The 24,438-nt window shown below is 47.8% G+C and carries 15 protein-coding genes and 1 pseudogene; 11 read left to right on the forward strand and 5 right to left on the reverse strand.

The window, feature by feature from the left end; all coding sequences use genetic code 11:
• Positions 1–141 precede the first annotated feature (141 nt).
• The 6 genes from HMPREF1647_RS04865 (at position 142) to HMPREF1647_RS04890 (ending at position 9,032) form a co-directional block, all read left to right on the forward strand.
• Positions 142–1,410, forward strand: a complete 1,269-nt coding sequence (locus HMPREF1647_RS04865; protein WP_035432606.1) for an ATP-binding protein — start codon at positions 142–144, stop codon at positions 1,408–1,410.
• Between the two features lie 240 nt (positions 1,411–1,650).
• A complete protein-coding gene (gene glmS / locus HMPREF1647_RS04870; RefSeq protein WP_035432608.1) occupies positions 1,651–3,480 on the forward strand; it encodes a glutamine--fructose-6-phosphate transaminase (isomerizing) in 1,830 nt (609 codons plus the stop codon).
• Positions 3,481–3,828: 348 nt separating this feature from the next.
• Positions 3,829–5,316 carry an ATP-binding cassette domain-containing protein gene (locus HMPREF1647_RS04875; RefSeq protein WP_035432610.1) on the forward strand — a complete coding sequence of 496 codons (1,488 nt, stop codon included), beginning with the start codon at positions 3,829–3,831 and terminating at the stop codon, positions 5,314–5,316.
• A gap of 195 nt (positions 5,317–5,511) precedes the next feature.
• Positions 5,512–7,023 carry an efflux RND transporter periplasmic adaptor subunit gene (locus HMPREF1647_RS04880; RefSeq protein ID WP_035432612.1) on the forward strand — a complete coding sequence of 504 codons (1,512 nt, stop codon included), beginning with the start codon at positions 5,512–5,514 and terminating at the stop codon, positions 7,021–7,023.
• A 9-nt stretch (positions 7,024–7,032) separates the two neighbouring features.
• The gene (locus tag HMPREF1647_RS04885; protein ID WP_035432614.1) at positions 7,033–7,827 is read left to right on the forward strand and encodes an ABC transporter ATP-binding protein; all 795 of its coding nucleotides are present in this window, start codon (positions 7,033–7,035) and stop codon (positions 7,825–7,827) included.
• Positions 7,824–9,032, forward strand: a complete 1,209-nt coding sequence (locus HMPREF1647_RS04890) for an ABC transporter permease (protein WP_035432616.1) — start codon at positions 7,824–7,826, stop codon at positions 9,030–9,032. The genes HMPREF1647_RS04885 and HMPREF1647_RS04890 overlap by 4 nt, the downstream gene beginning before the upstream one ends.
• Positions 9,033–9,184: 152 nt before the next feature.
• Here the strand turns inward: HMPREF1647_RS04890 and HMPREF1647_RS06945 are convergent.
• Positions 9,185–9,748, reverse strand: a pseudogene (locus HMPREF1647_RS06945) (SIMPL domain-containing protein); the annotation flags it as partial.
• 342 nt (positions 9,749–10,090) lie between these two features.
• On the opposite strand from HMPREF1647_RS06945, the gene HMPREF1647_RS04900 reads away from it, so the two are divergent.
• The 3 genes from HMPREF1647_RS04900 to HMPREF1647_RS04910 all read left to right on the forward strand — a co-directional run bounded on the left by HMPREF1647_RS04900 (position 10,091) and on the right by HMPREF1647_RS04910 (position 13,580).
• Complete coding sequence (locus HMPREF1647_RS04900) at positions 10,091–10,843, forward strand: EFR1 family ferrodoxin (RefSeq protein WP_035432620.1); 753 nt, start codon at positions 10,091–10,093, stop codon at positions 10,841–10,843.
• Positions 10,844–10,912: 69 nt separating this feature from the next.
• Positions 10,913–11,413, forward strand: coding sequence for a methyltransferase family protein (locus tag HMPREF1647_RS04905; protein ID WP_035432622.1), 501 nt, complete (start codon positions 10,913–10,915; stop codon positions 11,411–11,413).
• Positions 11,414–11,594: 181 nt separating this feature from the next.
• Positions 11,595–13,580, forward strand: a complete 1,986-nt coding sequence (locus tag HMPREF1647_RS04910) for a glycoside hydrolase family 2 protein (RefSeq protein WP_262363813.1) — start codon at positions 11,595–11,597, stop codon at positions 13,578–13,580.
• 590 nt (positions 13,581–14,170) lie between these two features.
• On the opposite strand, the gene HMPREF1647_RS04915 is transcribed toward HMPREF1647_RS04910, so the two are convergent.
• The 3 genes from HMPREF1647_RS04915 to HMPREF1647_RS04925 are packed head-to-tail and all read right to left on the reverse strand — an operon-like array spanning position 14,171 to position 16,997.
• Positions 14,171–15,388 carry an NAD(P)H-dependent oxidoreductase gene (locus tag HMPREF1647_RS04915; protein WP_035432625.1) on the reverse strand — a complete coding sequence of 406 codons (1,218 nt, stop codon included), beginning with the start codon at positions 15,386–15,388 and terminating at the stop codon, positions 14,171–14,173.
• A gap of 20 nt (positions 15,389–15,408) precedes the next feature.
• Positions 15,409–16,017: an NADPH-dependent FMN reductase gene (locus tag HMPREF1647_RS04920; RefSeq protein ID WP_035432627.1), complete on the reverse strand. Its 609-nt coding sequence runs from the start codon at positions 16,015–16,017 to the stop codon at positions 15,409–15,411.
• A 17-nt stretch (positions 16,018–16,034) separates the two neighbouring features.
• Positions 16,035–16,997, reverse strand: a complete 963-nt coding sequence (locus tag HMPREF1647_RS04925) for an FAD:protein FMN transferase (protein ID WP_222926893.1) — start codon at positions 16,995–16,997, stop codon at positions 16,035–16,037.
• A gap of 615 nt (positions 16,998–17,612) precedes the next feature.
• Here HMPREF1647_RS04925 and HMPREF1647_RS06825 point away from each other — a divergent pair.
• Both HMPREF1647_RS06825 and HMPREF1647_RS04935 read left to right on the forward strand, forming a co-directional pair.
• Positions 17,613–22,148: a Cna B-type domain-containing protein gene (locus HMPREF1647_RS06825; protein ID WP_052039151.1), complete on the forward strand. Its 4,536-nt coding sequence runs from the start codon at positions 17,613–17,615 to the stop codon at positions 22,146–22,148.
• A 579-nt stretch (positions 22,149–22,727) separates the two neighbouring features.
• Complete coding sequence (locus HMPREF1647_RS04935) at positions 22,728–23,504, forward strand: hypothetical protein (protein ID WP_035432629.1); 777 nt, start codon at positions 22,728–22,730, stop codon at positions 23,502–23,504.
• Positions 23,505–23,585: 81 nt separating this feature from the next.
• Here HMPREF1647_RS04935 and HMPREF1647_RS04940 read toward each other — a convergent pair whose 3' ends face one another.
• Positions 23,586–24,335, reverse strand: a complete 750-nt coding sequence (locus HMPREF1647_RS04940) for an EcsC family protein (RefSeq protein WP_051485317.1) — start codon at positions 24,333–24,335, stop codon at positions 23,586–23,588.
• Positions 24,336–24,438 lie beyond the last annotated feature (103 nt).

The following is a 24,438-nucleotide window of genomic DNA, read 5'->3' on the forward strand; positions in this document are numbered from 1 at the left end:
ACTGGCCAATATACGTGGTAAATATTAGCCAACTGCCGTGGTAAATATTAGCCAACTGCCGTGGTAAATATTAGCCAACTGCCGTGGTATGATATAAACAACCGCTATCCTTAAGCTAATGAAAAGAAAGTAGATGGCTTCATGAAAAAGTATCTTCCTCGAGTATGCGATGATCTTCTCGCTTTTCATTTGCGTTCAAAAGGTGCTGTGCTTGTTGAGGGGCCAAAATGGTGCGGTAAAACAACCTCATGTGTTCAGCAAGCACACAGTATCTTATATATGCAGGCTCCTGATTTGCGCGAGCAGAATATGCGTATGGCGGAACTCAGCCCTCAGTTGCTTCTTGATGGTGATACACCACGACTTATTGATGAGTGGCAGGACGCGCCTTCTTTGTGGGATGCAATTCGTTTTGAGGTTGATCGTCGCGATGAGTTCGGCCAATTTATCTTGACTGGTTCAAGTGTGCCAGTAGACGTCCGTAAAACGGCTCATTCTGGAACTGGAAGAATTGCCAGGATGCGTATGCGTCCAATGTCATTACTAGAGTCGCAAGATTCCTCGGGTTCAGTTTCGCTTAAGGATATGTTTGCGGGCAAACAGCCGATAGCTCAAGCACAGTCAGGTACTATCGATGACCTAGCTTTTTTGGTATGCCGAGGAGGTTGGCCAAAAGCAATTGGACAGAAACAAGATGTATCCTTACAACAAGCTATCGATTATGTAGATGCTCTTACCAGCGTTGATATAAGCCGTGTTGATGGAGTTGACAGGAATGAAGCGTCTGCTCACGCGCTGCTTCGTTCCTATGCAAGGTTTAGTTCCTCTCAAGGGACGCTCGAATCTATTCGAAAAGATATGGATTCCTTTGCTACGTTGGGAGAAAGTGCTTTTTCAGGTTATATAGAGGCCTTAAGAAGGTTGTTTGTAATCGATGACCTTGAAGCTTGGAGTCCAAATTTGCGCTCCAGAACTGCAATACGCACTTCACCGACACGACATTTTGTTGACCCTTCAATTGCGGCTGCGGCACTTGGAGCATCACCTGCTAATTTAATTGCTGATTTGAATACGTTTGGTCTTTTGTTTGAAAGCATGTGTGTCCGTGATTTGAGAATTTACTCGTCTGCTTTAGGTGGCTCAGTAGCACATTACCGTGACAAATCTGGTCTAGAGGTTGATGCTGTTGTTCATTTAAGGAACGGATCTTATGGTTTTGTGGAAATTAAATTAGGCGGTGAGTCTGCAATCGAGCAAGGTGCGCAGACGCTTAAGAAAATCATGGAAAAGATTGATCAGAAACGTATGAGTTCACCTGCATTTCTTATGGTGCTTGTTGGGTTAGGTGACTTTAGCTATTGTCGTGAAGATGGAGTGATGGTGGTACCAATAAGAGCTCTCGGGGTGTAGTGATAAAAATTATATTTTGAGAACTTTAGATCTTCTCGTTATTATTAAGTTATGAGTAGCATATTTATTATATTTTCAAAAGTGCTACCCTCAAATAGCATTGTTACATCATTTTGTATACTCCGGTCTTCATTTTTAATACCATACAAGTTTGCCTATATAACTCGCTAAAATAGAGTGGGTTGGTTAAAACTAATCGTTTCTGTGACACTCCCAGAAGCACACGATTGGAGTTTATATATGTGCGGCATCGTTGGTTTTACTGGACACCAAAGCGCAAAAGATACCCTCATCGAGGGTCTGAGACGTCTCGAATATCGTGGTTATGACTCTGCCGGTATTGCTTTGCAAAACGCAACCAACGAAGAACTTACGGTCGTACATCGCGTAGGAAAGGTTGCGGGATTAGCTGAAGCGGTGGAGTACCTCAATAATGCAAGCCCCTGTGGCATCGGACATACCCGCTGGGCAACGCACGGCGCTCCAAGTGAACGCAACGCCCACCCACATACCTCTTGTGACAATAAAATTGCTGTCGTACACAATGGCATCATCGAGAACTTTGCCGAACTCCGTGAGCAGCTTGAGGCTCGGGGGCACAAATTCCGCAGCGATACCGATACTGAAGTCGTTTCTCACCTTATTGAAGAAGCCTACAGAGGCAACCTTCGCGATGCTGTTGCCAAGGCATGCTCGCAAATTGTAGGAACCTATGGCCTTGCTGTTATATGCTCTCGGGAACCCGGTCGCATTGTAGTTACTCGCAAAGATTCTCCCATTGTCCTTGCACATGGCGAGAAGGGCAGCTATGTTGCATCCGACATCATCGCGGTCATCGAAGCCTCCCGAGATGTCACTGTTCTTGGTGACAACGAGTTTGCTGTTATGGAGCCCGACGGTATTAGCTATACCGATGCCGATGGAAACCCCATTCAACCTAAAGTTATGCATGTTGATTGGGATGTTGATGTTGTCGAGAAGGGCGGCTACCCCGATTTCATGCTCAAAGAAATCCATGAGCAGCCTCGTGTCATCCGCGATACCCTTGCAGGACGTTTGACCAACGGCGTTCTTTCCATTGATGAGCTGGGCATGTCCTTGGAACAGCTCCGTTTAATTGATCGCGTTTATATCATTGCCTGCGGAACTAGCTACCACGCCGGTCTTATCGCCCGTCAGCTTATTGAAGGCTGGGCACGCATACCTGTCGAAGTTGAAGCTGCAAGTGAATTTCGTTATCGCAACCCCATTATTACTCCGTCAACGCTGGTAGTTGCCGTTTCTCAGTCCGGTGAGACTGCTGACACCTTGGCTGCCATCCGCGATGCCCGCATCAAAGGCGCTAAGGTTTTTGGCATCACCAATGTCATTGGCAGTCCCGTGGCCCGTGAGTCTGACGGTGTTATCTACACTAAGGCTAACAAGGAGATTGCCGTTGCCTCAACCAAATCTTTTCTCGGCCAGATTGTGAGCCTGACTCTTCTTGCCATGGTTCTTGCACAGGCAAAAGGAAAGCTCTCAATTGCTCAGATACGCTTGCTCTTTAAAGAACTTGCCGATACCGCCGAGCAGGTCGAAGAAGTCCTCAGCGATGCAAAGGCTATCGACATTGCCGCGCAGGCCTGCAAAGATGCCAATAATGCTTTGTTCATTGGTCGTGGCATGGGAGCCGCTATTTGCTACGAAGGTGCCCTTAAACTCAAGGAAATTAGCTATCTTCATGCTGAGGCATATGCTGCAGGAGAAATGAAGCATGGCCCCATTGCACTTTTGTCCAAAGGCTATCCTGTCATTGCCGTAGCAACTAACTCTCCGGTATACGACAAGATGATCTCCAATATCCAAGAATCTCGAGCACGCGGCGCCATGATTATTGCCGTGGCGACCGAAGGTGATCAGGAAATCAAAAAGCATGCCGACTATATCATCTACGTGCCTAAAGTCAGAGATGCCTTCTCGCCAATCATTGCTTCGGTACCTCTCCAACTTTTTGCGCGCTCCGTGGCTCTTGCACGTGGTTGTGACGTTGATAAGCCAAGAAACCTTGCAAAGTCAGTAACGGTCGAATAGTTGTGGCTGAAAGTCCAGCAAAGGTAATCAAAATGTTGGATAAAGAAAAGTTTGAGCTGAAGATTTAGGATAAAACTATTTTTTTGCCTCAGTAATCTCTTCTTGTACTAGTGTGTTCTCAAAGCTATTATGGTCTCAATTGATTCACCAGGGCCTTTGGCAAGCACTGGCAAGAGAAGGGATTAGGTGCATGAACAACTAGCGATACTCATAAAGCCCGAATTCACGTAACGTCACCGACGACACTACCGCGGGTGTAGTATTGCTTAATCATGTCTTAATTTGTAGCTATTTATCTGTGTATAATTGCATGCTACTCCGCGTGGTCTTCGGCAGAACCGAGGTATCATGCAGCTTAATCTTTCAAATATTGAATATACCTATCCATCAGCGGTAGAGCCCACCTTACAGGATGTGACTATTACACTCCCACAGGGATGGACCGGCTTTGTTGGTAATAACGGATCTGGTAAAACAACCCTCGCACGTATCGTATGTGGTTTATTGCAACCTGACAGGGGAGTCGTAAGCCCATCGTTTTTCTCGGCATATTGTGCTCAAAATGCAACGGAGGCCCCAGCTACTCTTTTTGATTTTGCGGTTGCCTATGATGAAGCGGCAATTAAGCTGAGGCGAGAGCTTTTGTTAGAAGAAGATTGGCCTTGGCGTTTTGAAACGCTTTCGTGTGGCCAACAGAAGCGACTCCAGGTAGCGTGTGCTTTATGGGCTTCGCCTGACGTTCTTGTTGTAGATGAGCCTACCAATCATGTAGATGTATCAACAAAGCATGCTCTTTTTTCGGCTTTGTCGCAGTTCAAGGGTATTGGGGTGCTTATTTCACATGATAGGGAATTGTTGGATAAACTCTGTACTCAATGTTTATTTGTAGCTAACGGCACGGCAAATATGAGGACCGGCGGTTATTCTCAGGCGTCATCGCAGGTAGAGCTTGAACGCTCTAGCGTATTGCACGCAAAGGAAGCGGCGCAAAAAGAGAAGGCTCGCATAGAGCGAGAAACCCAACGGCGCAGAGAAGAGGCTTCTAGAGTTCAGGCTCGTAAAAGTGGAAGAAACATTGATAAGCATGACAGTGATGCGCGTGCAAAAAAGCGGGGCTATATAGTTTCAGGTCAAGACGGTAAAGCTGGGAAGCTTGCTGCTCGCATGTTGGATAGACTTGAGAAGGCAACAGGTAAAGCCACAGGTATTCAGGTTGAGAAACAATACGATTCCAATATCTGGCTGGATAGTGAAGCAAGTAATAGAAAAGTTTTATTGAGGATGGAGCCTAACAGCATTCTCATAGGAGATTGCCATCTACAAACACCACCGCTATTTATTGGTAATACGGATCATATTGGTGTTGTTGGCGATAACGGCTGTGGCAAAACAACGCTGATAAAGAAAATTATTTCAGGTATTTCTGACGATGTGCGGATGTTATATATTCCTCAGGAGCCAACTGAACTGCAAAAAACAGAGACAGTAAGAAAAATCAAAGGGCTATCAAACTCCCAGCGTGGAAGAGTATTGTCTATTGTGGCACAACTCAATTCAGATCCTGATTATGTTCTTGCAGGTGAGTCTACCAGTCCAGGTGAAATGAGAAAGCTTATGCTTGCGCTGGGAATGCTTGAATCACCAGAGCTTATCGTAGTGGACGAGCCAACTAACTATTTGGACCTTGGTTCAACCATAGCGCTTGAACATTTACTGTCTGAATATCCAGGAGCTTTATTGTTGGTCTCACATGATCTCTCGCTGATTGATTCCGCTACATCTATAAAATGGAGCATCAAGCGATCAAATGACAACTTTAAGCTGGTAGTGCAATAGGGGCGAGAAACACGTTGGACAGTTACGAGGGTTGCGCGTTTGTGTAGCCCGCTGACACAGACCGCTGCTTTTATACCGCTCGCCGTAGTTGTTCTAGCAAGCTAACTTTTGCTGAAAAATTTTATATAAACTGAAAGGTCAAACTGATTTCTTCTGGGATTTCTCGTGTTTTAAGCATGGATTTCGGAGGGACCTATGCTTCACTTCAACCACGGTTCAAAGCAAGAAGCCAACGAGGGAAATGCGGGCGGTGCGGACGCCGGGATCCCCAACATCCCCACACCTCCTGAGGGATATCAACAGGCATCCTTTGCGTCTACGCTTCCAACGGTAGCTGATCAGACGGCTAACCTAGGCTCCCAGATTGGTGTCATTTCTCCAGGTGAAAGTGAAGAAGACGCTGAAGCTCGTGAGGCGTACGAGAGTCTTGCACGTCACCGCAAAGCTCGTCGTAAAAAGAAACTTATTAAGGCAGGAATAGCCGCCGGAGTCTTTGTTCTTCTCGTCGCGTTGTTTATTTTGCCTATGTGCCAAGGCGGACAGAACCAGAACACCACCGTGATGCCAAGCACTACGTTTGTCACGCGCGGCGAGTTCAGCGATTCTGTTTCCGCGTCTGGATCCATCAAGCCTGTGTCGTCAACTGTGGTAACTCCCGAGGTAGATGGCATTATTCAGGATGTTCAGGTTTCTGAAGGCACGTACGTTCATAAGGGCGACAAGCTCTTTACCATTAAGAATGACGAGTTAGATAAAGCTGTGCGTAAGGCTGCCCAGCAGGTAAAAGCTGCTGAGAATGAGGTTAGCAAAGCGCGCTCGGCTCTGGTCTCCGCTCGCAATGGTGTCTCAGAGGCAGGTGCGGAGGGCCAGGAGGCAAATGCTGCATCCATTGCTGCTGCCGTGGAAGCAGCGGAGGCAAATCTGGAGAGCGCTCAGATTGCGCTTGAGGAGGCTCGCTCCGCCTATAACGACGCAATTGCCCAGGCAGATAAGCGTGTAGTCACCGCCCCATGCGACGGAACGGTTATTGTGATGAACGCGGTGAACGGCGCTTCGGTTGGCTCGTCCGCGCCAGGTGCTAGCAACGCCGGTCCTCTGATTACTATCGCGGACCTTTCCCAGATGAAAGTAAACGTTCAAATTAACGAGGTAGACATTTCTCGCATAGCTGTTGACCAGAAGGCTCAGGTCAGCTTTACAGCTTTGAGAGATCTGTATTGCGATGCAGTGGTTACTCACGTTTCTGCTGTTTCGTCCAACGGTGCCGATGCAGGTGCAAGTTACGATAGTCCTGGTCGCTCCATCGTTTCTTACACCGTTGACCTGCTCATCAGCAGTCCCGACGCCTCCATCAAGCCAGGTATGACTGCCAATGTGGACATCATGATTCAGCACATGGATAACGTGCTGACTGTGCCTCTTGTTGCTGTCATGGACGACGGCGATGGCGCTTACGTCAACGTGGTCACTTCTCGTGACGAGAAGGGCTACCCGCAGGTAGAGCGCGTGCCAGTGACCGTAAAGGCGCAAAGTTCTACGACGGCCGTCATTGAAGGTGCTGGCATTGAGGACGGCACTGAGGTGATGATTGGCGGTGGCGCCGGCGGTCCATCTCAGGGCGCGGCTATGGACGCTCCAGCGGGCGCAACGTCTGGCTCATCGACTGACACAACGTCCGGTGCGACGGGCTCCAAAGATTCCAAGTAGGCGACGCGTATGTCCAAGGTAATTGAGGTACATAAGCTGCATCGCATTTACGAGACGGCTGCGGGTTTGACGCACGCTTTACGTGGCGTTTCTCTGACTGTAGAGAAGGGCGAGTTTCTCTGCATTATGGGTCCATCTGGCTCAGGCAAATCAACCCTGATGAACATTTTGGGGTGCCTGGATACGCCTACTTCCGGCTCGTACAAGTTAGAGGGACTTGAGGTTGCAGATCTTTCCGACGACGACCTGGCAGAGATTCGCGCCACGCGTCTGGGTTTTGTCTTTCAGTCGTTTAACCTGCTACCGCGCACAACAGTGCTGCGAAACGTTATGTTGCCGCTCATCTACTCAGACATTCCTGCAAAAGAGCGAGAGTTACGTGCTTGGAAGGCGCTGCGCTCCGTTGGCCTGCCCGAGGAGTACTACGAGCACAAATCAAACGAGCTTTCCGGAGGTCAGGTGCAGCGCGTAGCTATTGCTCGCGCACTGGTAAACGACCCGGCGGTCATTTTTGCCGACGAGCCAACGGGTAACCTGGATTCCGCAACCAGTGAGATGGTCCTCAACACGTTCAAGTCCATGCAGGAGCGCGGCAAGACAATCGTGCTGATTACGCACGACCCCGAGACCGCTTTTTGGGCCGACCGCGTGGTGCATATTCGTGACGGTCGCCTGCTCACGGACGAGCAGGAAAAGGAGTTTGTGAAGCAACACGCCGCACAGACCGCGACGAGCGTGCACCCCGTGACAGGCGCGCACGCTGCGACGGGCGCACGACCCGCGACAGGAGGTGCTGCGCTATGAGGCTGATGGATCTGCTGCGAGAAACCCTGTCTGCGCTCAACGCCAACCGCGGTCGCAGCTTGTTGACAGTACTGGGCATTGTTATTGGCATCAGCGCAGTTATTGCTATGACGGCGCTTATCGACGGCATCAAGTATTCGCTGGTAAGCTCTTTGGGCCTCAACCAGTCGCGTATGGTCATGATATACGCATGGCCAGACCGCGAGGTCACGCAGCAAGATCTTGACATGCTGCAGCTTAGTGTACCTGGCTACGAGCTTGTGACTGGCATCGACTCCACCATGGCCCGCGTCAACTCGGCCGAGAAGCAGTTTGACGCGCGAATCATCGGCTGCACGCCCGACTACTTTACCGTCATGGGCCTCAAGGCATCCGCGGGCTCGCTCTTCACAAAGTCCGATGTAGATGACACATCTAGAAACGTTCTTCTCGACAAGTTGTCTGCCGAGAAGCTCTTTGGCAGTGCAGATGCTTCTATTGGACAGGTTGTTCGCATCAACAACGATAGCTACACCATTGTGGGTGTGGTTGATAGTGGTCCAAATGGGGGCGGGCAAGGCGATACACTGCTTGCCTACATCCCGTATTCCACGTATTCGGCGCGTCTGACGGGCACTAAAACTATCAGCCAGGTCTTTGGTTACGCTCGCGAAAACGTGGACATGAAGGCGCTTGCAGATGAAACAAAGTCCTGGTTGTTGGACTGGTTTAACATTCCTTCCGCGCAGGCAGAAGACCGCGTAACGGTCATGACGCTCTCGTCCATCATTGAGCAGATGAACGCCACACTGATGTCGTTCCAGGTTCTGGTTACCGCTACGGCAAGTATCTCGCTGCTAGTTGGCGGTATTGGCATCATGAACATGATGCTCACCAACGTGACGGAGCGCATTAGGGAGATTGGCCTGCGTAAGGCTCTGGGTGCTCGCGCGTCCGACATCACCAAGCAGTTCCTGTGCGAGTCCATCCTAATTTGCATTATGGGCGGCGTGATTGGCATTGCCCTGGGTTACGCTGGGGCATGGGGTCTGGCCGGCTCGTTTGGCAGCATGATACAGCTTGAAACTGGTATCACGCCCATCATCACCCCAAATATCGTGATGATCACCTCGGGAATCTGCATTGGCATCGGACTCATCTTTGGCTACTGGCCTGCTCGTCGAGCCTCAAAGCTCAATCCTGTGGAGTCGCTCCGCTACCAGTAAACGGGGTGCGTTCGAAACGGCTTGTGGTCAGAGATTGCTTGCTGTTGGTAAACAGCTTGCGTTCACAGACCGCTTGCTGAAAGTAAATGACGTGCTACAAGTAGGGTTTCTCGCCAGGCGAGAAACCCTTTTAAGTGCGGTGAATTGTACGGCTACAGCAGATCGTCCGGCGGCAGCAGCTCGATTTCCCATGTAGTTTTTACATAGCAGTTAACGTCAATATCCGATGGATCAAATGCAGGTACTTGATTTTTACTTTCGTAATCGTCATACGCACTACAAGCGCAAGCCGTATAGACAAAGTCTTTTTCTTTAATGTCATAAGTCGCATTTTGCAGTCCAACAACCTTTGCACCAGCTGCTTTGGCAAGAAGGTTAGCTTGCTGACGACAAGAAATAATAGCGTCAGTAGAAAGTTTGTTCTTAATAGGTTTTTCATTTTCTATTGCAAATTCAACTGAGAAAGTCACTTCATCTCCACACGAACTGAGCGCTTTCCAGATTTTCTCTACAAGGTTTGTCTCAAGTTGTTCTTTAATAGATAATTCTGCACGAAAATCAAATCCTTCAACAATTGTATGAGCAACGTAATAACGCTCCCACTTTTCTTTTTGATATTGCTTAATCTCGTGAGCTGAAATCGAGTACCTGTTGTTTTTCAGAATTGAGGCAGGTAACCCGTTTTTCTGTAGCGCATCTTTGATTGTTTGAAGTAGCTCGTTATATTTGGCGGTGCATTATTCACGGTTCTTAGAAACACCTTGAATAGTAATGTCTACGCTTATGGTGTCAGGCGGAACTTGCGTGCTCAGGTTTGTAGATACGTCAATTGTTCGCTCCATGGTGTGTTCCCTTCAGAGATGTTAGAGAAAAAATCAGCTGTTTGAACAGGTAATTTATTTCTCATCGTTGAATAATCATAGGCTTAAAAAGGATTCTGAGTGTCCAGTGTAATGGACACTCATATAGTGGGTAGTAACTGATATTAACCAGATGAAATGGCTTATTATTAGTGTCATGGGAGTGCGGCTAATAATCACCGCGCAGGAGAGGGACACATGATTTTGTATTTTTCTGCAACCGGTAATTGCAAATATGTTGCCGAGCGAATTGCCGCGGAGTTTAATGACACCGCAGTCTCGATCGAGGTATCAAACGGCCAGGTAAATCTCTCAGAAGATGAGATGCTTGGCATTGTGACGCCAGTTTATAACTGGGAGCTCCCCATTACGACTCGTGAGTTTTTGCAGAATCTCCAGGTTACTGGTGCCTCTACGCCGTACATGTTTATTGTGACAACATACGGGACAACGGCTGGTTGTACGTTTGTTGACGCAAAAAAGATTCTTGCTAGCAAAGGACTAGAGCTCAACGCTGGTTTTAGCGTCAAAATGCCTGATACCTGGACTCCAATTTTTGATTTGAGCGACAAGGCAAAGGTCCAGCAAATTAACAACAAAGCCGAGAGTTATATTGACGCTGTACTAAGCGGAATCAAAGAGCGATCTGTTGGTAATCACATGCAGGGCGTTGTCCCGTACGCAGTGAGACTTTTTATGGATCCCATATACAACAATGAAAGGAAGACGCAGCACTTCTCGGTTTCAGAAAAGTGCATCGGATGTAGTCTTTGCGCACAAAAGTGCCCAGTTCAAGCCATTCAGATGAAGGATAAGAAACCTGTGTGGGTTAAGGACCAGTGCGCCGCATGTCTTCGTTGCCTGCATCATTGTCCTACGTTTGCCATTCAGTATGGTAAGGGGGCAACGAACAGACATGGTCAGTATAAAAATCCGCACGTCAAAGTGTAAATATTGGTGTAAACTTTATGGCATAGTTCACTTAGGCTAACAAAGTGCTAACCGAATGGAGCTTAACAAATGCCTGCTCAGAACGAGAAGAAGGATCACCTTCCAGTACTTGGTGTCGGCCCCGCTTATGTGATTGCCATCACGGTGCTGACGGTTGCGTGCATTGCCCTGTCTAAGCTTGGATTTCTTCCGTACCTTCGCATTCGAGCCACGGTCGGCGTGATGCACACCGTGGGCACGGCTTTTCTGATTGTGGGCATCTGGCTGTGGGTTTCAGCTGCCATCAAAGAAAAACTTCGTGAGAAGATCATTGCAAATCAGCTGGTAACTACTGGTGTTTATGCGCTGGTAAGAAACCCTATCTACTCCGCATTTGCGTTTGTTATGTCGGGTGCGGTGCTGCTCTCTAGTAATCTTTATCTGCTGCCTCTACATCTTGTGTTTTGGGCGCTCTTAACTGTGATGATGCAGGCAACGGAGGAGAAGTGGCTTCTCGAGCAGTTTGGTGATGAGTACAAAGAGTACTGCAAACGAGTCAATCGCTGCATTCCATGGTTTCCCAGACACTAGCGTTTAACGTGAATATAAACGTGACCATTTGCTTTTATTCGAGCCCCAGTTCCATAGGTGAGCTGGGGCTTATTTGATTTTCTCGCTATATAAATACTTTTACGAAGCGGCTATGATATACATACGTCCGCAAGGCATAATTGTGTCATGCCTGCACTATACACGTCATGCTAGTTTGTTAGTGCTTGTACCTGCTGCTTCAGGAGAAACGAGAGATACCATGCTGGATATTCGTCGCGTTTTGGCAAGTGCGCCCAAAAAGCATACGGAGGAGACACTCAATTCTCTGACGACTGTGTGGGGAGAGGCGCTTGATTCGTCGAACGTGTTGCCTGAGTATCCGTGTCCTCGTATGCAGCGTGACAATTACGTGATGTTAAACGGCGTATGGGATTACGCGATTGTGCCGGTAGATGGCGGGATTGGTGTAGAGACCCTCGCGCAACAGGCGATTCCTTCCTGTTGGGACGGACAGATTGTGGTGCCGTTCTCGCCAGAAGCTCCGCTTTCTGGGGTTGGTCGAACGGTGCGTCCGTATGAGCTTTTATGGTACAGGCGCAAAATTGACTTGCCAGAACTGGTCGATGACCAGCGACTTATTCTGCATTTTGATGCTGTCGACTGGATGTGCGCGTGTTTTGTAAACGGCAAGCTCGCCGGCACGCATACCGGCGGCTACCTGCCGTTTTCGTTTGACATCACGGATCTGCTTGGGTTGGTCGAGGCGGAAGGCGTGGCTGAGAGTGCGGCTGAGGTGGCGACTGCGGCGAAGGTGGCGGACGCGGCGAAGAGTGGGACCACCGCTGAGCTTGTGCTTTGCGTTTGGGATCCAAGTGACGCTGGCTCTCAACTGCGAGGTAAACAGCGACTTTCTCGTGGCGACATTTGGTACACCGCTCAAAGTGGCATTTGGCAGAGCGTTTGGTATGAAGTTGTTTCTGCAGCTCATCTTGAGTCGCTAACGTTGAAGGGCGACATGTACGGCGTGCTTGAAGTTAAGACGAACGTACAGGTAAGCGGGCAGGCAAGCTTGCAGTCGGAGGCACTGGAGCTGGAGTTGGCGCTCAAGGATGAGCTTGGGCAAGACGTTCTTCTCGCCAGGCTTCCGGTGAGCGAAGCAGGAGAAATTTGCGAGGAACTACAGGTAGACAAACCGCAGTTGTGGTCTCCGGAGAGACCGTACCTCTATTTCGTGGAGGCAACACTTTGGCAGAATGGTGCGGCGGTCGATTTTGTTCGGAGCTATTGCGCGTTTCGTACTGTTGAGGTGAAGCCTGATGAGGTTGGCGTGCCAAGGGTTCACTTGAACAGGGCGCCATATTTTGTGCGCGGCGTGCTTGATCAGGGCTACTGGCCTGACGGATTGATGACTGCACCGTCCGATAATGCGCTGGTATTTGACATAGAGGCTATGAAATCGGCTGGTTTTAATACGCTGCGTAAACATATCAAGATTGAAAGCGAGCGGTGGTACTACCATTGCGACCGACTCGGCATGCTGGTTTGGCAGGATTGTGTTTCGGGAGGTAGTGCGTATAGTCCCTGGCACACGAGTCAGAAGCCGACGCTGTTCAGCTTTACTTGGGGCCGATTTGACGACTCAACTCCAGAACATCATCAGGCTTTATCCGCAGGTAACGAGGCATATCGCAAAGAGTGGACAGAAACCTGTCAAGGAATGGTCAAACTCCTGGACGGGCATCCATCGATTGGATTTTGGACGCTCTTTAATGAGGGCTGGGGACAGTTTGATACTTGCGCAGCTACTGAGGCTGTTCGCGCGCTGGATGCAACACGTCCAATTGATGCGACAAGCGGCTGGTATGATCAGGGCTGTGGAGATTTTATGAGCATTCACAATTACTTCCGCCCACTTCGCGCAGGTTGGAGCGGGAAGCAACGGGGGAATCGAGCGGCAATAATCTCTGAGTTTGGTGGTCTTGCGCAGATGACACCAGGTCATACGTCACTTGACCACTCATATGGGTACGGGGATTTTGCCACGGTTGAGGATTGGCGAGTGGCTGTCAAAAAGTTGCTTACAGAGGCGGAATCGCTGCAGGTTGAAGGCCTTGCGGGATACATTTACACCCAGGTATCAGACGTCGAGGAAGAGGTAAACGGCCTGCTCACTTACGACCGGAAGATCAACAAGTTTGAAGGGTAGTAGCTGTCGAGTGTTGTTGGATAACGTTAGATGGCTTCGGTAGTGCTTGACGGTGCCCGGTAGTCAAGCGATGAACAATTGAGTGAAAGATGCCCAGTTGGTTGAGGTGTGTCCAGTAATACCGAATGCTGATTTTCGCCAAAGTGGTAAAAAATGCGTTTAGTTGGAATTTCATTTTTCTGCATAACGAGTTTTCGCAGATAAAAAATTGCAACGGTGGTAAAAAATGGTCTTAGTTGGAGATAAAAATGACTTTTTAAAGATTTGATCTCCAACTAAACGGATTTTTTACCTTTTTAGTCCCCTAAATTTTGGCCTAAAAATTGAGTGATACACAATATTGAATATCCGATGATAGATATTCGTAGAAATGAATACATTTCTAGCTGAAATAGAAATTTTGTAACTTAACTCAAAAAACTCGCCTTCCAGAGGTCTATTTCTGGAAGGCGAGGGAAGTATATTACTCCAGTTGCGTGTCATTGCACTTGGTCGCACGTATGTGTAGGTAGGCGCATCAAGGGCGTCGCAGTCGCGCTTCAACTTGCGCTCTGTTGCGCGTTGAGCGCGTTGCAGCACATAGCTGCACGTTAAGCGCTTGCTCCGGAGGTAGCATCTACGCCTGCACTTGGTGCGGGAGCACCAGCAGCAGGGGCGGGAGCACCAGCTGGCGGAACAACTGCGCCGCTAGCGCTTACGAGACGCTGACCTGTGGTTTGCAGGTACCAATCAAGCCATGGCTTGAAGTTAAAGACAATCTCATTAATGCCTGCGTATGAGCCATCAGGATAGTACATTGCCTGGTAGTTGTGGGTGTTGATGATGTCGGCTGGTGTACCTGGGACAATGGTGCGTACATACTCTTTGTCGCCGTTGCGAAGAACGCCGATGACAAACTCAACGTTCTTCATGCGACCCTCTGGAAGAGAGCTGTGAACTGTGGAAAGACGGTCACCCGACTGCTCAGGAACGCGTTTTGCCAGCATAGTGTCTGGGTTGTCATGAGCGTTGTTGTAGTAAAGGAACTGGTTGTTGTCGTCCGCGTAAGTTAGCTCAAATGGCATTGCCTTCAGGAACATGTCAATCTGGTTGACCGTCAAAATGCCGTGGTCAAGCTTAACGTATGTGTCGCCCGAAACCGCGCCCACAAGCTCGGCGGCCTTCTCGACCCAATCAGGATCGTCGGGATCAATGCCCTGGATAGTGGTGGAAATTGAGTTGGTTACGTCCAGATCCTCTGGCGCGATTGGCTTTGGCTTCTTCAACTTGGAGACCACCTCTACGTATTTGACAAAGTTATCCAGGCAAAGGCCCAGGAAGCCGACAGTGCGCTCGTCGATAATGTTGCCATCCTCGTCAAAAGCCTGCTTGGCCTTTCCAAGAAGGAACTCGTTACCAGGTAAAACGTATGCATTTACGCCCGGAGCGTCCAAAATCTTGCGCAGATGAACCTGTGCGCGAGAAGTGCCCTGGTCGTAGTAAGAAGCGCCGACAATCATGACGGGCTTGTTCTCAAACGGATGCACATCGTAGGAGAGCCACTCGATGACACTCTTCAGCGCAGGTGAGATGGTGTGGTTGTGCTCGGGCGTAGAAATAATGACGCCGTCAGCGCGGGTAATCTTGTTGTACAGCAGGCGGAGCTGGAAGTTCTCGTCCCACTTGAGGTCCTGGTTGAATAGAGGGATGTTATCGATCTCAAGGATCTCAAGCTCAAACTGCTTGGCAAAATGCTTTTTGATGAAGTGCAGAAGCTTTCGGTTATAGGAAATCTCCGCATTTGAACCGACGATTCCGACAAATTTCATAGTAGTAGTTCCTTCCAGGCCTACAGGTTTTCCCAGTCAAAGTTCTCGGCCTCTTTGCGGAGAAGTTCGCGCGATGCGGCCATTTTCTCGTTGAGTTTCACAAACAGACGAAAATCGTCAAAAAGCAGGTCAAGCTTCTTGACGGTAGCTTTGTCCTTCAAGCTGCCCTTCTCGTCAAATGCCTGGGCGGCGCGGCCAAGAAGGAACTCGGAACCTGGCATGATTGCGGCCTTGAGCTCGGGAGCGTCCAGAATTTGACGGAGCTGAAGCTGTGCGCGAGAAGATCCGAGTGTGCCCAGGGATGCGCCGACAATCATGACTGGCTTGTTGACCATAGGGAAGATGCCGTAGGACAGCCAAGCAAGCGCGTTTTGCAGGACCGCTGGAATGGAGTGGTCGTACTCTGGAGTTGCGATGATGACGCCGTCGGCGGCCTCAATTTTCTTTGCAAGCTCTGAGACAACCTCGGGGACCTTCATCTTTTGAGGCTTGTTGAACAGGGGAATGTTGTCAATCTCCACCAGCTCAATAGAGGCCTTGTCGGCAAAGTGCTTCTGCATAAACTGCAGGAGTCTTCGGTTATTTGACTCTTTTGAATTGGTGCCAATAAGGCCAACAAAGTTAAGCATCAAACTTCCTTTCTGAATTACGCAAGGAACTCAGGCGAGATTCCCGACGAATAATATACGCGATTATCAGTGGTTACTATGAGCGCCTCGATGCCTTTTTCTTGTTCAACACGGGCAAGGAGTTGTTTGGGTTTCTCGCCATAAAGGCGCGTGGTCCAAATTTCTCCATCAAGTGAGTTGTCCGAGATAATCGTGATGCTCGTAAGTTGCGTGTCAACTGGATAGCCTGTCTTGCGGTCAAGAATGTGGTGATAGGTGTGCTCGTTTACCTGCAGTTTCCTTTCGTAGGTACCGGAGGTCACCACGGACTGGTTGCAAATAGGCAGCACAGCAAGGTTGGTGCCTCGCGGTTGTCGCGGATTCTGGATGCCAATCTGCCACGGCCTGTTCGAGAGCACATTGGAGCCAATTGTCTTAATGTTACCGCCAAGGTTGATAAGGGCGGACATAACGTGCTGACTTTTCAGATAATCTGCAATTTTGTCAGCGATATAGCCTTTGGCCAAGCACCCCAGGTCCAGCTTCATGCTCTCTTTGGCGAGAAACACGGTGCAGCTCAGAGGATCCAATTCAATGAGTTGTGGATCAGTAAGCGACAGCGCGTGCGTGACCTCGGCGTTATTTGGAATGCGAGCGTCAGAAAAGCCGATTCGCCAGGTTTGTACCAAGGGGCCAAGTGCAATGTTTAAATGACTTGCAGGTATAAGGCTTTGTTCTTTGCCAATTTGAATGAGCTCAAACAGCTCGGGGTCAACGGGGACAGGATGCTTGCCTGCTGCATGATTGATCTGCATAAGCTCGGAATTGGCGTCGTTTGCGCTAAACCGCTGGTTATAGATGTTAAGGAGTTCAAAGACGTTATCAAGTAGCTGTTCTGCAGCGCGCTCTTCCTGCGAATCATTGGAGGGTGGCAATAAAGAAATGGTGATAGTCGCGCCCATCAGGTGAGTTGATCTGGAAATGTAGGCTCGTTCTGGCACGACTCTCCTATAGTGTCTAACAGCAGTTTGTTTAATTTTACTTGCAGATTGCTTAGCAGTAACTCTATTTTACGTTTGTTTGTTACGCTCATTTGTTGTATCCACAACATTTTGGCGAGAAACCCGATGAACTTGGAAGTAAAAACAACCTAAAGGCAACTTAAAGTCAATCCAAAAAGCAACGTTCGTCGCCACGACGACTCCGTGGTACAAAACTATGGAGTTAATTTGATTATTTATTCATAGGGATGTCTGTTTATTGTTGATATGTACTTATTCCAGTATCATTTTTTGCAGAAAGTACTGACCGAAGAATTATTTTTGGTTGACGCATATACGCCAGCCAATTTTTTTAAAGGAGCATGAAGGAAATGGAAAATAGGATGGCGTGGTGTGAGCGTTTTTCTCGCCAGGAGTAATGGAGTTAAATCTACGCACTTAGTAGCATTAGTTGTGCGCAATATAGTCAGTTTTCAAAGTCTTTGTCCAAGATTGAGATAAAAAACTTTATTTGAACACAATATTTCTTAAGAAATTAGGTCAAAAACCGTTAGTATGTTTAATGGAGCTATGTATATCTCCAGGGGTACGTTCGATAGGAAAGATGGGGTTGATATGAGCAACTTTAAGAAGTCGTTTGCAACTATGTTTGCAGCAATAATGATGCTCACCGGTATCATTATTTTGGGTACAAGCACTGTTGCAAAGGCAGTGACATATCCGTTGACGCAAAACATTGATTTTGGCGCTGACGGACAACTTACTGTTAACCTTAAGCCCACTTCACCCACAACCGTTAAGGACAATGAAAACATCTCTACAGGTATCGAGATTGACGCAACCGGCCTCCATAAGCCAATCGACGGTCTTTACCTGGAGATTGAGGTAAACACCAAGCAGTCCTCTACGGATGTCAACAACACCAACAACATTACTCCTGATACCTACCTTGATAACTTTGCTACTCCAGCAGCAGCTACACAGCCTATTATCAAGCGCGAGGAGACCATCGTTACCCCTGATGGTAGGACCATTAAGCGCCTGTACCTCAATACTATCGATACCACCGTTAAGCTGGAGCTCCCTTATGTTATGAGTTTTAGGTACTTGGTTACCCCAGCAGATTTCCAGCTCAAGCCAGTTGTTCGTGTGTACAATGCTGACGGCACCGAGCTTGCTAACATGCCGGATCAGACATACTCCATCACCTATGACAAGCCTTGGCTCATGAAGCAGGTTGCAGGTGAGGAGACTAATGATCAGCTCCTGTACGGTGGCATTAACGCCCCAGGTGATTCGTCCGCTCTTTCCAACGATAAAACTGCAGACGTTATCTTCAGCTTTAGGCTTTTCCAGTATCATCGTGCTTATCGCTCCATCATCATTACTGATACCCTTCCTACATACGTAAACGCAGCAGGTCAGACCGTTACCGCTCACTTTGACCCAGCTAAGAACCCCAACTGGACGCTCAGCCCAGATGGACGTACCGTAACCCTCAAATTTGATATTCCTGCAGGAACCACCGTTCTCAATGACTACATCAGAGATAACCTTCCTGGATATTCCCAGCTCAAGCTTTCTTTCCCAGGCGCTCGCTACCTCGATGGCACTAATCGCGTAATCTTCAACAACACTGCAACACTTCAGGGTATTCCTTACAACCCAAGTGCTGCAGAAGAGACCGTGGGTCAGGTTCCTGGTAACGAGCACAACTTTGACGACGACTCTAAGCAATTCCGTCTTGCTGGTAATGATTTCAGCGGCAACGGTATGCTCAGCAAGCGCGGTCCCGTTACCATCCAGTACGACAAGAACGGTCTTGCTGTTAAGAAGCTTGACTACACCATCAAGTTGGTCAACAAGCTGGACGCCCCACTCACCGACATCGAGTTCATCGAGGATGTTGCCAACACTGACAACCGCCTCTTCATGACTGCGCTGACCGGCAACCTTATTGCAGTTGGCCAGCGAGTTGGACTCTCCATGGACCAGATTGAGGTCCGTGGCTACAAGGCAGACGGCAGCTACGACATTATTCCAACTACGAAAAATGGAGCAAACTGGCTTTACCGCGCTGACATGAATTCGGCAAGCAAGCAGCAGCTGCAGTCCTATCTGGACCAGATCAACCAGGGTACGCTTGATCCATCCAATGCTTCCGCTGTATCTCCTCAGTACAGGAAGATTGGTATTTACTTCAAGAACGTAACCCTGCAGCCAGCCAGCAACATTGATTTCAACATCCAGATGATGTTCATGAATCCATTTGGCGAGGTTTACAGCGATAGGCCTATTACCAACATCATCAAGGTCAACGCCAACAAAGTTAATACTGACGGCACTAAGACCCCAATGAACTTCTCCGCAAATTGGTCTTCTCGCTTTACTCCATTTAGCGAGAAGGTCTGGCTGTCCAAGTCCTCTTGGTACCAGCGCGTTGGTATGCCAAACGAGCGCTTCAGTGCTCGCTTTGGCTTTGCACTGTCAGAGCTTTCACCTGCTCGTTATTTGAAGAATCCAACCTTCGTTGATCTTCTCCCTGCAGGCGTTTCTTATGACGCGAACACCTCGGTTTCACCAATTGCTGACTCGCTGCAGCCTGAGAAGGTTGAGTACATCAGGAACTACAACGAGACCGGTCGCAATGCAATCAAGATTACCCTTCCATCTGGATACGTGTATCAGTATGGAACCATGGGTTATGAGATTAGGAACCTGGTAATCAACGACGACATCATTCCTTCTAAGGCCGAGAATGACGTTCTGAACAACAATAATGACGTCTACTTCTACGCCACAAACTGGACTCACGGCACACCAGATGACTTCTCTGGTATGTATAACGCCAGTAACTTTGTTCGGGATAATCTTGACATCAATATGAATGGTGTCACTGACGAGACTATTCTGAAGGCAACTGCAAAGGTTCTTGGCAACAACGTTGAGAGTATCCAGTCTGATAAACACATCCGTAGTCTTGAGCCAAATATTGCTGGCGGCGGTACATTCTACGGTAGGGCATTTACCTCGGCTACTATCATGACTGACTTTGCTGGCGTCACTGATACCAGCGGACTCTTCCAGTATCGTCTGAGCATTCGTAACTACTACAACACGCCAATGAATAAGATTCTTATGTACGACGTGTTGCCATATGTGGGCGACGGCAGAAACTCTGCTTTCAGCAATACACTTCAGGGTCCTATTGATCTGAGGATTGGTTCAACTGATGTCAGCTCCCAGTACGAGATTTACTATCGCACCGATGAACACCCAGCTCAGAACGATATCAACGAGATTAACAGCCCAGAATGGACTAAGACTCCAGCTGACTACACCAAGGTAACGGCAATCAAGATTGTTGGTAAGGATGGCACTATTTTGCCTCCATACACCGTTCTTTCTGCGGTTCTTACCATGAAGGCACCACTGTATGATCCAAACCTCTCCGAGGCTCTTGCATACAACGACATGAGCGTTATCTACAACAATGAAGCTGCTATGCGTCGTACCGAGAAGGTCGCAAACCAGCTTGTTGACATCATGGATGTCAAGGTAGAGAAGAAGTGGCTTGACGCTGACGGCAACGCAATTGCTCAGCCAGATGCTACCTCCATTACCGTAAAGCTTCTTGCTGACGGCGTTGATACTGGTAAGACGCTTGACCTTACCGCGGCCAACAACTGGACTGCTTCGTTCACGCATCTTCGTAAGTACACTGTTGAGACTCACAACGACGGTACCAGCACAAAGACTCCTATCGTCTACACTCTTGAAGAGGTAGGCACAGACGCCAATGGCATGGTCACTTACAATGGCAAGAAGTACAAGGTGACTGCTACTTCTGGTCAGGCAGATGAGAATTCACCAAACGATTCCGTTGCACTGAGTGTTACCAACCAGCTGCAGCAGGAGAAGGTCTCCGTCTCTGGCAAGAAGCTCTGGGACGACTCTAACAACAACGACGGTAAGCGCCCTGCTTCCATTGTTGTCAGGCTTCTTGCAGATGGTGTTGAGGTTCAGCACAAGACAGTCACTGCTGCAGATAACTGGGAGTACACCTTCTCTGACCTGCCTAAGTTCAATGGCAACACAGAGATTACCTACACCGTTTCTGAGGATGCAGTACCTGACTACACCACAAGCATCAATGGCTTTGAGATTACAAACCAGCATGCTCCTGAGGCTTTGAGTATCCCAGTTAAGAAGGTCTGGGTTGACGACAATAATGCTCAGGGCCTGCGTCCTACTAGTGTTCACGTCAGGCTCTATGCAGACGGCACCCAGGTGGACGAGTTTGATCTGAACGCAGGCAACAACTGGTCTCACATCTTCAACGGCCTCCCACGTTACACTGCTGGTCACGAGATTGAGTACACCGTCAAGGAAGACCCAATTGCTCACTACACTACTTCCTACTCTGGTTCTTCAGCTACTGAGCTTACAGTTACCAACACCATTGAAGGTAAGGTTTCTGTTCCAGTAACAAAGAAGTGGATTGGTGCACCTGCTGATAGCGTAACTATTCACCTGCTCGCTGATGGTGTCGAGGTTCAGAGCGCTACTCTGACTGCTGCAGACAACTGGCAGCACACGTTCAGCAACCTTAACCAGTACAACAATGGCGCACTGATCAACTACACCATTACTGAGGATGCAGTTGATGGCTACACCACGCAGATTACTGGCGACGCTACTAACTATGTAGTAACCAACACCAACATGAAGACTCGCGATATTCCGGTCACCAAGGTTTGGGAGAACCAGGAAGGCGACTCTGCTGAGATTGTTCTGTATCGTGATGGTGTCGAGGTTGATAGGGTAACCATCACCAAGGCTGACGACTGGAAGCACACCTTCAGCAACCTTGAGTTCTACGACAAGACTGATGGTCACGAGTACGCATACACCATCTCCGAGACTCCTATTTCTGGCTACACAACCCAGATCACAGGTAATCAGGACGACGGTTTCACAGTGACCAACACTGCTCCTGTTGTTCCTCCAACTACGCCACCTACTACTCCAGAGCCTAAGAAGCCAGGTCTTCCTTATACTGGTGACGCCTCAGGCATTGCTTCAATCGTTGGAGCTGCAGCTCTGTCTCTGAGTGGTCTTGGTATTGCTCTGAGAAGGAAGAACAGCTAATAGCTAGGCTTTTCGAACTCGTTGATAGCTGACTAAAAACAGGCTCCTGGTAAAACCAGGAGCCTGTTTTGCGTGGCTCGTGGAAGGCCGCCAAATCCGCCAGTCTGTCAAAGCCACCGTATGTGCGGCGCAGAACTATCCCGTCGTATGGCTATCCTGGTGTTTTGTAAAACTTCTGTATTTACCACAGCGCCAAGTGGTAAAAAATTCGTTTAGTTGGGGGTTACATTTTTCTGCATACGCGTTTGCCCAGGAAAAACTTTTAACTATGGTAAAAAATGCGTTTAGTTGGGCATCAAATAACGAAATTTCAATTTTCATCCCCAACTAAACGGCTTTTTTACCTTTTTGGGCACTAAAATCAGTAACCTAAAATTGCGGTATTCACGATTATGAATAAACAGAGTCCATTATGTAGAAATCAAATTGCTCTAACAATTTTGACGACTCTGCCAACGTCAAGTTATCTTCATCCGCCGAAAAATTAGCGTGTACCAAAGAATTATCCAGCAACACGATATAATTTTAAGGTAGTTTCTGGTTATTTCCTGTACTGCAAAACGTGGAGGTAAAAGGTATATGAGAAGCATTTTTGAGGATCGACAGGTATCAATTAAGTGCGACGATAAATATTCTTATACCGTTACAAAAGATGGTCTGGCTTATGTTCCGGGTAATGGAAAGCCAGAGGTCAAGGTTTTGTTTTCAGAGGTCGGTTCAACCTTCATGCTGAATTATTGCAGCTCAAACGGTCCTTATGAGATTACCTTTAAGGATAACGACGGCCATAATCTCGTTAGCATTGACACAGACCTTAAGCTTCGTGGATTTGGACACAACATCCTAGATACAAAGACTATCATCCTCGCTTTTGCAGCCAATAAGCTTACTACTGAGTTCCCTAATAACCTTGATACGTTAAACACTAAGCTCGGGTTCAGCCTCAAAGAGAAAAAGATCACAATCGCAAACGGCGTAATTTCCGGCGCAAAGCATCAGGTCAAGCTTTCTGATATTCGCCGAGTTCAGTGCGTTGCAGGTGGCGCACTCAACAATCTCTTTGTCTTCACTAAAGAGAAGGGTGGCTTCTTTGATAGGGCAGATATCGTAGTTCCTGTCAACGAGCTCACAGTTCCTATTCTTGAGGCCGCAATGAGAAAAAATACTGGTCACGGTATCGATTTCAGTAGAGGCAATGGATTCGACCAGCCAAACAGCAACTTCATTATTATTCGTTATTTGGACTCTAGCTTCTTCGAGACCGCCCCTGGCGTCTTCAAAGAGGATTGGCAGAAGGACGCTTACGAGTTTGTTAAGTCCTTTGGCTATGACCTACAAACCATGCTAGGGGAGTAACTCCTGGCGAGAAAAACGTCTTATCCAAGAAAAACAGCCGCCCTCAATAAGAAGACGGCTGTTTTACTGTTAAATCAAATATTAAATCAATTCACTTTCATCAGTGATATCAATAGAGTCTATATCAGCAATTTCTTCATTAGACAATTCTGAGCCTTCTGGCATTACATTGTTAATAAACATATCAATTGCATTCTTAGCAATTATTTTAGTGGAAATTACATCAATACTTCCTCCAACAACGCCTCCAATAAGAGGAATTGCTTTTCCGAGATTAATAATTCCCTTTTCGCCAAATTTTGTAATTAAACGGTATCCAATACGCTGATTGATAGCAACTAATGCTTTGCCTGGAATTTTTTTAATAGCAGCTTGGAGTGTTTTCTCACCAAACTTAATTCCAACTTGTTTAACAACATCTTTTAATGCAGATCCCGTTAAGGCAAGATATACCATGGTTTGTACTTGATCCGATTTAATATCATAACCACCTAATTTTGCAATTCCGGCAACCATTCTTAATTGGACGTATAGAACACTACCTATATTTGCGGGAATTGCGACAGGCAGTGTAATAAGGCCACCGAGACCAGTAAGAAAACCTGATGTACCACATTTGAGAACTTGATTTTGCACGAGCATAAGAGCGGCATCTTTAGGTGTGTCGGCTTTACAAGCGTAGTCATTTACCATTTCTTCTACTGAACGACTTACTTTTGGAATTCCATCTAAAGCTTTCCCATAAATATCTGAAAGAATTTCTCCAGCATCAACTTCAGTTAGTTTTTTAAAGTCAATAGGCAAATGAAAATTGTTTTTCTCTTCGGGCATAGGAATTCCTTTTTCTAGAAATGAAATAACATCCGATAAGAGATATTTTAATAGATTATTTGAAAAGTCAATAAAAAATGACCTCGAATAAATCGAGGTCATT

Origin of the sequence: Lancefieldella parvula DNF00906 (assembly GCF_000758945.1) — a bacterium.
Taxonomy (GTDB): domain Bacteria; phylum Actinomycetota; class Coriobacteriia; order Coriobacteriales; family Atopobiaceae; genus Lancefieldella; species Lancefieldella parvula_C.